A 13,370-nucleotide genomic window follows, 5' to 3' on the forward strand; every position below is an offset into this window, starting at 1 on the left:
TCCGCCTGCGGCTTAACGCAAGGTCTCGGTCAGCACCCGTCCCTCGGCGCCTGCCGGCGGGCGCACCCGGAGGATGTTGGCCAGGGTCGGCGCGATGTCGACCACTTCCGCGTACTGGCCGTAGTTACCAGGCTTGACCCAGCGTTTGCCCATGATCAGAAGCGGCACATTGGTGTCATACGCGTACGGCGAACCGTGCGTGGTGCCGGTGTCGCCGTAGCCGAAGTACCAGTATGGCTTGGTGACCACGATCAAATCGCCCGACGCCTCACGGTTCCACGCGCGGCGCATCAACGTCGCCATGCGCGTGCCTTGCACCGCGCCGCTTTCGAACTGCGTGCGGGTAAATACGTCGGCGATGCCTTTTTGCTGCAGCAGGAATTGCGTAGCGGCGTTTTCCACGTCCTCGCGACGCAGGCCGCTCTTGTCGATCTGCGCGTAGTCCAGGTGCACGCTAGGCAGGGACCATACGGTCAGCAGCTTGGCGCCGCCGAATTTATCCGACAGGTGCTTGCCCAGATCCTTCATCAGCTGATCGCCCTTGATGCGCTGCGCATCCAGATGACGCGATTGCGAGAATTCGGCCGTGTTGGCGAATCCGTGGTCGGCCGTCAGCACCACCAGCACATTGTCCATGCCCACCCGCTTGTCCAGATAGGTGAAGAACTGCGCCAGCATGCGGTCTACCCGCTGCAAATGGTCGTGCGACAGTTTGCTCTCCGGGCCGAAGGCGTGGTTCACATAATCGTGCGCCGACAGGCTGACGCCCAGCAGATCCGGCACGCCGGCCGGATTGCGGCCGAGGTTTTCGCCCTCGATCGCTGCTTGCGCGAAGTCCAGTGTCAATTGATCGAGGAACGGACCGGTTTTCAGGTTGTTGTAGTAGCCGGCGTCGATCTTGCCGCTCTCGCTGTAGTAAGTGTAGGGCAGGCGGTTGTGGCCACCCGGCTTGGCCGGGGTCAGTTCCTCGCTGGCGTCGCCGGCGTATGCCGCTTCCGGCAGCAGCGGCGTCCACGCCTTGCCGTAGTAGCGGTCCTGCGGCTTGGTCGCCTGGTACGCCTGCACCCAAGCCGGGTGCGATTTCATATAGAAGGTGCTGCTGGCGAAATTGCCGGTTTGTTCCATGTACATATACGCGGTGCCGGTTTTACCCGCCAGCAGAATCGCGCCGCGATCCTTGCCCGAGACGGCGACGACCTTGCTACGGTCACCGGTTGCGTAGCGCAGCTGGTCGCCCAGCGTGTCGACCCGCAGCTTGGTCGGCGCGGTGCCGTCGCTTGGATCGGTGTGCTCGCCGATGTAGGTGTAGTTGGTGTCTTCGGTGCAGTAGACCGATTTTTTGGTCACCGGGTCGATCCAGTTGTTGCCGACGATGCCGTGGACGTAGGGGTAGGCGCCGGTCAGCACGGCGCTATGGCCGATCGCGGTGACCGTCACGCCGTGCGCCTGGTGCGCGTTGCTGAACGAGGCACCCTGGTCCAGCAGCCGGCGGAAACCGCCCTCGCCGAATTGGTCGCGGTAGCGCTGCACCTGTTCATTCGGCAGCCCGTCCACCACCAGTACGACGACCAGCTTGGGCTGGGTGGCGGCGGTGGCCTTGGTGGCCTTGGCGGCCGGCGCGGCGATGGCGCCGGCGTGCAGGGCAAAACAGGTGGTCGCGATCGCGAGTACGGGCAGGGACAGTTTCTTCGTCATGTTGATTCGTCGTCAGGTGAGAGGTAGGCAAAACCGCATGGATATCGTGCGCCCCGGTATGCTACATCATTCTTGTGACTATGACATGACCGGATTGAAGGCCGGGCTATAGCGATTCACGTATATACGAGATGCCGCAACGGTCGTAGACGTCGTAAATCGTATTGAGCATATTGCGCAACTCCTCCGAGGTGTCCATCTTGCGGACGCTGAACATCACCGGAGATACCGCGTGGCGGTCGGTGAGGGCGCGGTAGGCGACGTTGTTACGCTTCATGCCTTGTACACTGTCCGGCACCACGGCCACGCCTTCGCCGGCGGCGACCAGGCCGATGGCGATCTGCAGTTCGCGCACCTCCATGATCTTGTGCGGCAGGATGGAGCGTTCGCTGAACACGCCCAGCACCTGGTCGGCGAAGCTGGGGCGCGGCGCCTTGGGATAAACGATCAGCGTTTCCATTAACAGGTCCACCAGGCTGAGAGGGGTGTCCGACAGCGCCAGCGGATGCCCAGCCGGCAGCGCGACGATCAGCCGCTCCTCACGCAGCACGATGCGGCGGATATTCGGGTCTTCGCTCTTCACCCGGCCGAAGCCGACGTCGATGATCCCTTCCTTCAGTGCCTTCAACTGCTGCATCGTCGTCATCTCGTGAAAGGTCACTTCCACCGTCGGATACTGCTCGCGGAAGTGCCGCACGATGTCCGGCAGAAGGCCGTACAAGGTCGATGCGACAAACCCCATCGACAGCGAGCGGTCGATCTTGCCCACCCGTTGCGTCATGGTTTTGAGCTCGGCCGCCTTGGCTAGCAGCTCCTGCGCGTGGGCGTGGAAGAAGGTCCCGGCCTCGGTCAGGCGCAGCGGACGCGATCCCTTTTCGATCAGTTCCACCCCTAGTTCCTCTTCCAGCTGCTGGATTTGCCGGCTTAGCGGAGGCTGGGCGATGAACAGGCGCTTGGCCGCCCGCGTGAAGTTCTTCTCCTCGGCGACGGCGACGAAATAGCGCAGGTGGCGTAGCTCCATAAACAACCCTCTTTTATACCTAATGGGTATGGAGATCATACCAACTCAGTGTTGGACGCCCCCGTTTGATGGGCATATTGTGTACCTATTCCGACTCATTATACAAATTAAATATGATCCAGAGCATAGAAGTCATCCTCGCCGACGTGCCGACGATACGCCCGCACAAGCTGTCGGTGGCGACGATGAACACGCAAACGCTGGTGCTGGTCCGGGTCCGCTGCGCCGACGGCGTCGAGGGTTGGGGCGAGGGCACCACCATCGGCGGCCTGAATTACGGCGAGGAGAGCCCGGAGAGCATCAAGGTCAATATCGACACCCATATCGCGCCGCTGCTGATCGGCATGGAGGCGAGCCAGGTGGCGAAGGCGATGGCGAAGATCCGCAAGGTCATTCAGGGCAACCGCTTCGCCAAATGCGCGATCGAAACCGCGCTGCTGGACGCGCAGGCACGCCGGCTCGGCGTCCCGCTCAGCGAGTTGCTGGGTGGCCGGGTGCGCGACGCGTTGCCCGTGGCCTGGACCCTGGCCAGCGGCGACACCGCCAAGGACATCGCCGAGGCGCAGATGATGCTGGAGTTGAGGCGTCACCGCATTTTCAAGCTGAAGATCGGCGCCCGCGCCGTCCGGGAAGACGTGGCCCACGTATTGGCGATCAAGAAGGCGCTGGGCGATGCGGTCAGCGTGCGGGTCGACGTCAACATGGCCTGGAGCGAGCTTGAAGCGGTGGAGGGGATCGCGGCGCTGGAAGCTGGCGGCGTCGATCTGATCGAGCAGCCGGTGAGGGCGGAAAACGTCGCGGCGATGGCGCGGTTGGCGCAGCGCTATGCGGTGGCGCTGATGGCCGACGAGGCGTTGCAAGGTCCGCACGATGCGCTGGCGCTGGCCAACGCCGGTGCCGCGGACGTTTTCGCGGTCAAGATCGCGCAATCGGGCGGTTTGATTCCGGCGGCGCAGGTGGCGGCGGTGGCGCAGTTGTCGGGCATCGCCCTGTATGGCGGGACGATGCTGGAAGGCGCTATCGGCACGGCCGCCTCGGCGCACCTGTTCTCGACGTTTGGCGATCTGTCGGCCGGCACCGAGTTGTTTGGGCCGCTGCTGCTGACCGAGGAATTGCTGCGAACCCCGCTGGTGTACAAGGATTTCATGTTGCAGGTGCCGACCGGCCCCGGGTTGGGTGTGGAAATCGACATCGACAAGCTCGAACGCTTGCGCCGCAAGTGATCACGTAGGGCGGATTAGCCGGAACGGCGTAATCCGCCGTCTATGCGCCGCCGACGGAGCACGTAATGGCGGATTACGCTTCGCTAATCCGCCCTACGTGGATCCTAGGTCTTTTAGATGTATTAGAGGAGACAAATATGCTGTTCCACGTCCGTATGGATGTCCAACTGCCACCGGCCATGCCGGCGGCGCAGGCGGACGAACTGAAAAAGACCGAACGCGAACTGGCGCAAAGCCTTCAGCGCAGCGGCAAATGGCGCCACCTGTGGCGCATCGCCGGGCAGTACGCCAACGTCAGCATGTTCGATGTCGACAGCGTCGACGAACTGCACGCGCTACTGACCTCGCTGCCGCTGTTCCCGTATATGCAAATCGAAGTAATGCCCATGTGCCGCCATCCGTCCTCGATCCGCGACACCGACGCCTGACCTACACGATCACACAACAAGGAGACTAGCATGACCCATAACGAAATCGACACCCTGGTAAAGAGCTGGATCATCGACACCGCCACCGGCCCGGTGAACCCGCGCGTGCAACAGGTGGTGTTCGGCCTGGTGAGCGCGCTGTGCAAAACCATCGAAGATATGGACATCCAGTCCAGCGAATTCTGGAGCGGACTGGAATATCTGCGTGAATCGGCCGTGCGCAACGAGCTTGGCCTGTTGGCGCCCGGCCTGGGACTGGAACGCTTCCTCGACATCCGCGCCGATGAAGCCGAAGCGAGGGCCGGACTGGCGGGCGGTACCCCGCGCACCATCGAAGGCCCGCTGTACGTGGCCGGGGCGCCCGAAAGCAAAGGCTTTGCGCGCCTCGACGACGGCACCGAAAGCGACAAGGCCGAAGTCCTGTTCATGCAGGGCACCGTGCGCGACGAGCAGGGTGTGCCGGTCGCCGGCGCCAAGGTCGAGGTCTGGCACTGTAACCTGATGGGCGGCTACTCGTTCTTCGACCAGACGCAATCGCCGTTCAACCTGCGCCGCACCATCATCGCCGATGGCGAGGGCCGCTACCAGTTCCGCAGCATCCTGCCGGTCGGCTACAGCTGCCCGCCGGATGGCACCACCCAGCGCCTGCTCGATCAACTGGGCCGCCACGGCCACCGCCCCGCGCACATCCACTTCTTCATCAGCGCCGAAGGCCAGCGCAAGCTGACCACCCAGATCAACATCGACGGCGACGAGTTCCTGTGGGACGATTTCGCCTTCGCCAGCCGCGAGGGCCTGGTGCCTGCCGTGCGCAAGGTGACCGAGCCGGCCGCCATCGCGGCCAAGGGGCTGGATCAGCCGTACTCCGAAATCGACTTCGATTTCCGCCTGTACGCCGAACGCCAGCAGGCGCCGGCGGCCGAAGTGCAGCGCGTGCGCGTCGCCGCCTGAGGGGAGATGCGATCATGATTCCGATTCACGTCGAGAAGAAGGCCGGGCCGAAGAACCTGGACAACTATCTGGTCGAAGACCACGAAAAGGGCGATTACCGCCTCCATCGCAGCGCCTTCACCGATCCCGAGCTGTTCGAACTGGAGATGAAGCATATCTTCGAGGGTAACTGGATTTACCTGGCCCACGAAAGCCAGATCCCGAACAACAACGATTACTACACGACGCACATCGGCCGCCAGCCGGTGTTCATCGCGCGCAATCGCCAGGGCGAGCTCAATGCCTTCATCAACGCCTGCACCCACCGTGGCGCGCAGCTGTGCCGCCACAAACGCGGCAACAAGGCCACCTACACCTGCCCGTTCCACGGCTGGACCTTCAACAACAGCGGCAAGCTGCTGAAAGTGAAGGACCCGGAAGGCGCAGGCTATCCGGATTGCTTCAACAAGGAGGGCTCGCACGACCTGAAGAAGGTCGCGCGTTTCGAGAGCTACAAGGGCTTCCTGTTCGGCAGCCTGAATGACGACGTGCTGCCGCTGGCCGAGTTCCTGGGCGAGGCGGGCAAGATCATCGACATGATCGTCAACCAGTCGGCCGACGGGTTGGAAGTGTTGCGCGGTTCGTCCACCTACACCTTCGAGGGCAACTGGAAACTGCAGGCAGAGAATGGCGCCGATGGCTATCACGTCTCGGCGGTGCACTGGAACTATGCGGCCACCACCAACCGCCGCAAGGACCTGAACGAAGTCCGGCCGGACAATATCCGCGCCATGGACGCCGGCAATTGGGGGAAGCAGGGTGGCGGCTTCTATGCCTTCGATCATGGCCACCTGCTGTTGTGGACCCAGTGGGCCAATCCGCAGGACCGGCCCAACTATCCGAAGCGCGCCGAATACGCCGAGCAGTTCGGCGGCGCCACGGCCGACTGGATGATCGAGCGCTCGCGCAATTTATGCCTGTACCCGAATGTGTACCTGATGGACCAATTCGGCTCGCAAATCCGTTTGCTGCGCCCGATCTCTGTCGACAAGACCGAGGTGACGATCTACTGCATCGCGCCGAAGGGCGAATCCGACGAGGCGCGCGCGCGGCGCATCCGCCAGTACGAGGACTTCTTCAACGTCAGCGGCATGGCCACGCCGGACGATCTGGAGGAATTCCGCGCCTGCCAGCAAGGCTACAACGGCCGCGCGCTGGAATGGAACGACATGTGCCGGGGCTCGACGCACTGGGTACAGGGCGCCGACGCGGCAGCCAGGGAAATCGGCCTGGCGCCCGTCCTGAGCGGCGTCAAGACCGAGGACGAGGGCTTGTACACAATCCAGCACCGTTATTGGCTGGACGTGATGAAAAAGGCGATCAAGGCCGAAGGAGAGGCGGCATGATCGACAAAATCAGCGCCTTCCTCTACAAGGAAAGCCGTCTGCTGGACGACAAGCAGTGGGACGAGTGGCTGGAATGCTACCACCCGGACGCGCAGTTCTGGATGCCGGCGTGGGACGACGACGATGAATTGGTCAGCGATCCGCAGCGCGAGATCTCGCTGATCTACTATCCGACCCGCCAGGGCCTGGAGGACCGCGTGTTCCGCATCAAGACCGAGCGCTCCAGCGCCACGATGCCGGACACCCGCACCAGCCACAATATCGCCAACGTGGAAATCGAGTCCTGCGAGGATGGCCGCTACACGGTGCGCTTCAACTGGCACACGCTGAGCCATCGTTACAAGACGGACTTCAGCTACTTCGGCATGTCGCGCTACGTCATCGATTTTTCCGGCGAGCGCCCGCTGATACTCAATAAGTACGTGGTGCTCAAAAACGATTACATCAACCAGGTGATCGACATCTACCACTTATAACACCAGGAGACGACGATGAGCTACAACATCGCCCTGCAGTTCGAGGACGGGGTGACCCGCTTCATTTCATGCAACGAGAATGAAAAGCTGGCCGACGCGGCCTACCGGCAGAAGGTCAACATTCCGCTGGATTGCCGCGACGGCGCCTGCGGCACCTGCCGTGGCTTCTGCGAGTCCGGCCGCTACGACATGCCGGAATCGAGCTATATCGAGGACGCGCTGGAGCCGGAAGACGCGGCGAAGGGCCACGTGCTGGCGTGCCAGATGAAGCCGACGTCGGACTGCGTGGTGCGCATCCCGGCCACGTCGGCCGCCTGCAAGACGGGCGTGTCGCGCTACACCGGCAACCTCGGTGAGGTGAAGCAGCTTTCCAGCACCACCATCGGCTTCTCTATCAAACTGGATGCGGCGGCCAGCCTGGACTTCCTGTCCGGCCAATACGTCAATGTCGACGTGCCGGGCACCACGCTGACGCGTTCCTATTCCTTCAGCTCCCCACCGGGCGGTCGGCAGGTCGATTTCGTCGTTCGCAATGTGCCGAACGGCCGTATGAGCGAGTTCCTGTCGCACCAGGCCACGGCCGGGCAGGCGATCAGCTTCTCCGGGCCGTATGGTAGCTTCTATCTGCGCGAGGTGGCGCGGCCCTTGCTGCTGCTGGCCGGTGGCACCGGCATCGCGCCGTTCCTGTCGATGCTGGCGGTGCTGGCGGCGTCTGGCTTCACCCAGCCGGTGCGCATGGTGTTCGGCGTGACCAACGATGTGGATTTGGTCGGGCTGGAGGCGCTCGAACGCATCGCCGCCGCGCATCCGCAATTCACCTACCGCACCTGCGTGGCGGCGCCGGAAAGCGCGCATCCGCGCAAAGGCTACGTCACGCAGCATGTGGACGAGGAATGGCTCAATGGCGGCGATGTCGATGTCTACCTGTGCGGACCCGTACCGATGGTCGACGCGGTCAAGCGCTGGCTGGGCGAGTGCGGCGTCACACCGGCCAACTTCTACTTCGAGAAATTCTCGGCCAGCAGCGAGGTGGCGGCATGACGCGCGCGCGACGTTTCGAAGGCCGCACGGTGATCGTCACCGGCGCGGCGCAGGGGATCGGGCGCGGCGTTGCGCTGGCGCTGGCGCAGGAGGGCGCACAACTGGTGTTGGCCGACCGCTCGCAACTGATCGAAGAGGTGCTGGCTGAGGTGCGCGCAGACGGCGCGAAGGCGGTCGCCGTCAACGTCGACCTGGAAACGTGGGAGGGCGCGGAAAACATGGTGGCCGCCGCGCTGGCGGCGTTTAGCGCGGTCGATGTGTTGATCAACAATGTGGGCGGCACCATCTGGGCCAAGCCTTTCCAGGAATACGCGCCCGAGCAAATCGAGGCCGAGATCCGCCGCTCGCTGTTTCCGACGATGTGGTCGTGCCGCGCAGCGCTGCCGCATATGGTGGGGCGGCAGCGCGGCGCCATCGTCAACGTGTCGTCGATCGCCACCACCGGTATTTATCGCGTGCCTTACTCCGCCTCCAAGGGCGGCGTCAACGCGATGACGGCGGCGCTGGCGATGGAACATGCGCAGGACGGCATCCGCGTCAACGCGGTGGCCACCGGCGGCACGGAGGCGCCGCCGCGCAAGGTGCCGCGCAATCCGCAGCCTTTGAGCGAACAGGAACAGCGCTGGTACCAGGGCATCGTCGACCAGACCATCGCCAGCAGCTGGATGCACCGCTATGGCAGCATCGCGGAGCAAGTCAATGCGATCCTGTTCCTGGCGTCGGACGAAGCGTCGTACATCACCGGCACGGTTTTGCCGGTCGGTGGCGGCGACCAGGGGTAGCCCATGCCGGTCGCAAATGGAATCCATTACGAAACCGAGGGCTTGCCGGGCCTGCCGGCGCTGATCTTCTCCAATTCGCTCGGCACGACACTGGAGATGTGGGACGCGCAGGCGCGCGAATTCGGCAAGCACTATCACGTGATCCGTTACGACACGCGCGGACATGGCCGCTCGTCCAGTCCCGCCGGCCCGTACACGCTGGCGCAGCTGGGCGGCGACGTGCTGGCGCTGATGGACTATCTGAGTATCAGCCATGCGCACTTTTGCGGGCTGTCGATGGGCGGCTTGACCGCGCAGTGGCTCGGTGTGTATGCGTATGACAGAATGGACAAGCTGGTGATCGCCAATTCCGCCGCGCGCGTCGGCACGGCGGATGGCTGGGGACAGCGCGCACGGACGTCGCGCGAAGAGGGATTGGCCGGCATCGCCGATGGCGCGGCCGGCCGCTGGTTCACGCCGGATTTCATCGCCCGCGAGCCCGAGCAGGTGGCGGCGCTGGTCGAGACCATCCGGCAGGGCAGTGCGGACGGCTACGCCGCCTGCTGCGAAGCGCTGGCCGTGGCCGATCTGCGCGATCAAATCCACACGATACCCAACGCGACCTTGATCATCGCCGGATCGCAAGACCCGGTGACGACCACAACTGACGCCGCCTTCATGCAGCAACAGATAAAGGACGCGGCCACCGTCACGCTGGCCGCGTCCCATATCTCGAACATCGAAGCGCCTGAAGCCTTCAACCAGGCGCTTGCGACCTTCCTTCGGTAGTTATCAAGGTTGCGGGTCCCAACCCGCGCCGCCGTTCCAGGCCGCGAAAACCAGCGCGCGGTTGGCGAAACCGGCGGCGACATCCGAGGCGCTCAGTTGGAAGCCGCCCACGCGCGCCGCCAGGTTGATCGGATCGCCGCCCAACGTGGTGCTGCCGTACTCTCGCCAGCCGCTGGCGGCCGTCGGCACGACCGGATTTGGCGCCGGTTGGCCGTTGACGCCAGCGCCTGCCCAACCGGCTGCGGCAACATGGCTATCCATCTTCGTGTTGATGAAGGCGATGTTGTCCCACGTCGCGGTGCCGCCCGGGCTGCGCGCCAGCCAGGTGGCGCCGTCCGGCACGTCGCCGTGCAGGGGGCCCGGACCGGGACCGTGCGTCAACCGGCTGTTAAGGAAGACGAAGCCCTTGTCCGTGGCGTTGGGCACGCGCGCCTGCAAGATGTAGCCGCCGCCGGTGGCGCTGGTGGTGTCGCCAACGGAGCGGATCTCGCTTTCCTCGAACAGGGCCGCGCGGCTGCCGCCCCAGATGAAGTCCACATTCCCCGCCACCAGGCTGCGGTAGAACCAGGCATAGCCCTTCAGGTTCAACGTATCCTGCTCGCTGAGGAAGGCGGCGTTCTTCGCCACCAGCCGGCCGCTGTCGTTGTTGAAGTAGATCGCCTCCGCCTGCGCCGAGATGGCGCTGGAACGCAGCGTCGTGTTGCGCAACGTGAGCGTGTCGATGGTCAGGATGTCCGCCGCCTCCACCAGCATCACCGAACGGCCGCCGGATGTCGCCGAGCTGTCGGGCGACTGGCTGCCGCCGGTGCCGCTATTCAGGCTGTCGTAGTTGGTGTACTGGATGACGGCGCCGTCGCGGCTTTCGCCGACGATGGTGACGTTGTTCTTGCCCCGCAGGTAAAGCAGTTCCGTGTACGTGCCGTTGCGCACCGTGATTGTCAGCGGATCGTTGGCCGCCACGTCCTTCATGGCGTAATTGAGCGCCGCCTGCACGGTGCTGAAGTCGGCGTCGTCGGCCGCGCCCACGGTCACGCTGGCGCTGCCCGGCGCCGGTCCCGCCGTGCGGGTGGTGAACGACCAGTCGCCCAGTTTGCCGATGCCGACGAACGGTATGCCGCCCAGCGAGGCGCCGGTGAACACGCCGTTGGAGATGGCGACATAGTATTCCGTGCCGTATTCAAGCTTGTTGCTGTGCGGTTTGATGGTCACCGTGTTGCCGTTGATGGTGATCGGCGTGGTATTGACCTTGCGGATCGCCGCCTGGCCGGCGTAGCCCAGCATGTCGGTCTCGCCGGACAGGCGGATGACATCGACCAGCGCGTCGTCGGCCTTGCGGAAGATGCGGATGCTGCCGCCCGCACCCAGCGTCGGCGGGCTGTCGAAGGTCACTTTGAGCGCGGAATCGACGTGGGCCGATGGCGCGGCGGCGGCCGGTTGCGTGGCGCCGTTCAACGGGTAGGCTTGCGACGGCTGCACGAACTGGGGGCTGATGGTGGCCGCGATGGTCCGCTGCAGCGTGGGGTCCGAGCCGCTGGTGACGGTGATGGTCGCGGTGCCCGCGCCGACCGGCGTGATGGTCAACTTGCCATCGCTGGTGGCGACGGCGGCCACGCCCGGTTTGCTGGAAACCGCATTGAAGGTGTCAGCCGCGCCATCCGGCTTGACGGCGTTGACGTTGACGGTCAGCGGCGTGTCGCCCACTTCGGCGATGTAGGTCAGCGACGCCGGATTGAGCGTCAGCTGCGAGGGCTTGAGCGATGGGTCGCCGATGCGCACGTCGTCGATCTGGAACGACTTGTTGGTTGTGTACAGGCCGACCAGGCCGCGCTCCGCGAACGAGGCGTCGGTGACGGTGCCCAGCGCTTCGCCATCCAGGTAGACCGTCAGCGAGGTGCCGATCATTTCGAAGCGCACGGTGTAGAACTGCGCATCCATCGCGATGGGCTTGCGCACCTGTTTGGGACGGGACAAGGTGGCGTTCAGCATGCGGGCGATTTCGACCTGCGTAGTGGCGGTGCTGTTCTGCACATTCAAGCCGCCGCCATACCAGTTGGTCGCGTCCTTGTAGCGGGTGATCAGATACAGCTGCTTGTTGCCGGTGGTGCTGTTGGTCATCGGCTTGATGCGTGCCTCGACGTAGTAGTCCGCCGATGGCACGGCGCCCAGCGCGCTTGGCTTGAGCAGCGCCAGCACGCCGCCGGTCGATGCGGCGGTGTACTGCATCACCAGATTGGTCGCGCCGACGCTTTCCGCCTTGACGCTAAAGCTGCCGTTGGCGCCCGCGACCGGCAACAGGTTCCAGTTGGCGGTGCCGCCGTTCTGGAAGTCGTCGCAGAAGTAAAGGCCCGACGGCGGGCAGTTCAGGGTAACGGTGGCGTCGGGCGTGACGTCGCCGCTGCCGCTGATGGCGGTCGACAGCTTGCCGCCGCCGGACTGCGCCAGCGCATTGGCCTTGACCAGCGCCAGCGGACGCGCCGCATAGGCATACGGCGTCGTGAAGGCGACGCCGTTCGGCACCGAGCATCCGGTCAGCGTGGCGCCGTTGAGCGCCGACCCGGTGTCCTTGAAGGCGCCGGGGACGGTGCCGCCTATTGGTTCGATGACATCGTCGCAGCGGACAGGAACGCCGGCGGCGCCGGCGATGTCGAACACGTTATTGTGCGACACGATCTGCGACGCGTGGCCCACGCCGATCGAATATTCGTGTGGATAGACCGGGTTCGCCTTGCTGCCGACGAAGTAGTTGTTGAACATGTGGATCTGGCCATAGCGCACACGCGGCGCGCGGCTGACGATGTCGCGGAAGACGTTGTTGCTAAAGCTGATACGCAGCTTGCCCGCGTCTGCCGGGTCGTTGTCGCTGGAACCAATCAGGTTGTTTTTACGGTGCTGGCCGAAGACGTTGTACGACACCGTCACCAAGTCCGACGCCTTGGTGATGTCGACAGCCCCGTCGTGGCACTGCTTGATCTGGCCATTCTCGATCGGCAGTTTGTCGTCGGTCATGGCGCCGTCGGTAAAGGTGTTGTGATCGATCCAGACGTGATCCGAGGTGGTCACGCCGATGGCGTCGAAGGCCGCATTCCAGTTGCCAAGCGCGCCGTCGTTCGGGTCCCAGATCGGACCGACATCGCAGGGGTTGACGATCTTCAGGTTGCGCACGATGACCTGGGACACGCCGGCGACGACGATATGGCCGTTGACGATGCCGGCGCCGGCGCCTTCGCCGATCAGGGTGGTGTTGCTGGGCAGGCGTATCAGCCCCCGGCTGGCCTGGTCGCCGGTGTTCGCGAACGGAACGCCTTCGCTCATGTCGATGGTGCCGCGCAGCTTGACGATCTTGGGGTTGGCGGCGCCGCGCCGCAGCGCCGCCAGCAGCTCGGCGCGATTGGTGGCGGTGTAGATCTGCGACGGGATCGCAGCGGAACCGCCGACGGTGCCGCCGGCCTGGCCGGCGAAGCCGTCGGCGGGCGCCGTTTGCAGCGCGGGATCGATGGCGGCGGCGCCGGCGGCGGTTGCGGCCATCAGCGACAGCAGGACGGGCAATGAACAGGACAGGCGTAACGCGGCCCTGAAGCGAGTCAGTTTCATGTAAAGCTC

The 13,370-nt window shown here is 64.3% G+C and carries 11 protein-coding genes; 8 read left to right on the forward strand and 3 right to left on the reverse strand.

Going from position 1 to position 13,370, the window contains the following annotated elements; all coding sequences use genetic code 11:
* Positions 1 to 12: 12 nt before the first annotated feature.
* Positions 13 to 1,695: an alkaline phosphatase family protein gene (locus NHH88_13445; GenBank protein ID USX16722.1), complete on the reverse strand. Its 1,683-nt coding sequence runs from the start codon at positions 1,693 to 1,695 to the stop codon at positions 13 to 15.
* Between the two features lie 106 nt (positions 1,696 to 1,801).
* Positions 1,802 to 2,716 (reverse strand): LysR substrate-binding domain-containing protein, encoded by a 915-nt coding sequence (locus NHH88_13450; protein ID USX16723.1) that lies wholly within the window; start codon positions 2,714 to 2,716, stop codon positions 1,802 to 1,804.
* A gap of 113 nt (positions 2,717 to 2,829) precedes the next feature.
* Between NHH88_13450 and NHH88_13455 the strand changes: the two genes are divergently transcribed.
* From NHH88_13455 to pcaD, 8 genes are all read left to right on the forward strand, one after another.
* The gene (locus NHH88_13455; GenBank protein ID USX16724.1) at positions 2,830 to 3,939 is read left to right on the forward strand and encodes a muconate/chloromuconate family cycloisomerase; all 1,110 of its coding nucleotides are present in this window, start codon (positions 2,830 to 2,832) and stop codon (positions 3,937 to 3,939) included.
* A gap of 137 nt (positions 3,940 to 4,076) precedes the next feature.
* Entirely contained in the window at positions 4,077 to 4,367 is a 291-nt protein-coding gene (gene catC / locus NHH88_13460) for a muconolactone Delta-isomerase (protein ID USX16725.1), read from the forward strand.
* 30 nt (positions 4,368 to 4,397) lie between these two features.
* On the forward strand, positions 4,398 to 5,318 hold the full coding sequence (gene catA / locus NHH88_13465; GenBank protein USX16726.1) for a catechol 1,2-dioxygenase: 921 nt from the start codon (positions 4,398 to 4,400) through the stop codon (positions 5,316 to 5,318).
* 14 nt (positions 5,319 to 5,332) lie between these two features.
* On the forward strand, positions 5,333 to 6,703 hold the full coding sequence (gene benA / locus NHH88_13470; GenBank protein USX16727.1) for a benzoate 1,2-dioxygenase large subunit: 1,371 nt from the start codon (positions 5,333 to 5,335) through the stop codon (positions 6,701 to 6,703).
* Positions 6,700 to 7,179 (forward strand): benzoate 1,2-dioxygenase small subunit, encoded by a 480-nt coding sequence (gene benB, locus NHH88_13475; protein USX16728.1) that lies wholly within the window; start codon positions 6,700 to 6,702, stop codon positions 7,177 to 7,179. Before benA ends, benB begins: the two co-directional genes overlap by 4 nt.
* 15 nt (positions 7,180 to 7,194) lie before the next feature.
* The gene (benC, locus tag NHH88_13480) at positions 7,195 to 8,220 is read left to right on the forward strand and encodes a benzoate 1,2-dioxygenase electron transfer component BenC (protein USX16729.1); all 1,026 of its coding nucleotides are present in this window, start codon (positions 7,195 to 7,197) and stop codon (positions 8,218 to 8,220) included.
* Positions 8,217 to 9,002 carry a 1,6-dihydroxycyclohexa-2,4-diene-1-carboxylate dehydrogenase gene (locus tag NHH88_13485; protein USX16730.1) on the forward strand — a complete coding sequence of 262 codons (786 nt, stop codon included), beginning with the start codon at positions 8,217 to 8,219 and terminating at the stop codon, positions 9,000 to 9,002. The genes benC and NHH88_13485 overlap by 4 nt, the downstream gene beginning before the upstream one ends.
* Positions 9,003 to 9,005: 3 nt before the next feature.
* A complete protein-coding gene (pcaD, locus tag NHH88_13490; protein USX16731.1) occupies positions 9,006 to 9,770 on the forward strand; it encodes a 3-oxoadipate enol-lactonase in 765 nt (254 codons plus the stop codon).
* Between the two features lie 3 nt (positions 9,771 to 9,773).
* Here the strand turns inward: pcaD and NHH88_13495 are convergent, their stop codons facing one another.
* Positions 9,774 to 13,361, reverse strand: coding sequence for a pectinesterase family protein (locus tag NHH88_13495; GenBank protein ID USX16732.1), 3,588 nt, complete (start codon positions 13,359 to 13,361; stop codon positions 9,774 to 9,776).
* Positions 13,362 to 13,370: the final 9 nt, after the last annotated feature.

The sequence above is a fragment of the Oxalobacteraceae bacterium OTU3CAMAD1 genome (assembly GCA_024123915.1).
Taxonomy (GTDB): domain Bacteria; phylum Pseudomonadota; class Gammaproteobacteria; order Burkholderiales; family Burkholderiaceae_D; genus Rugamonas.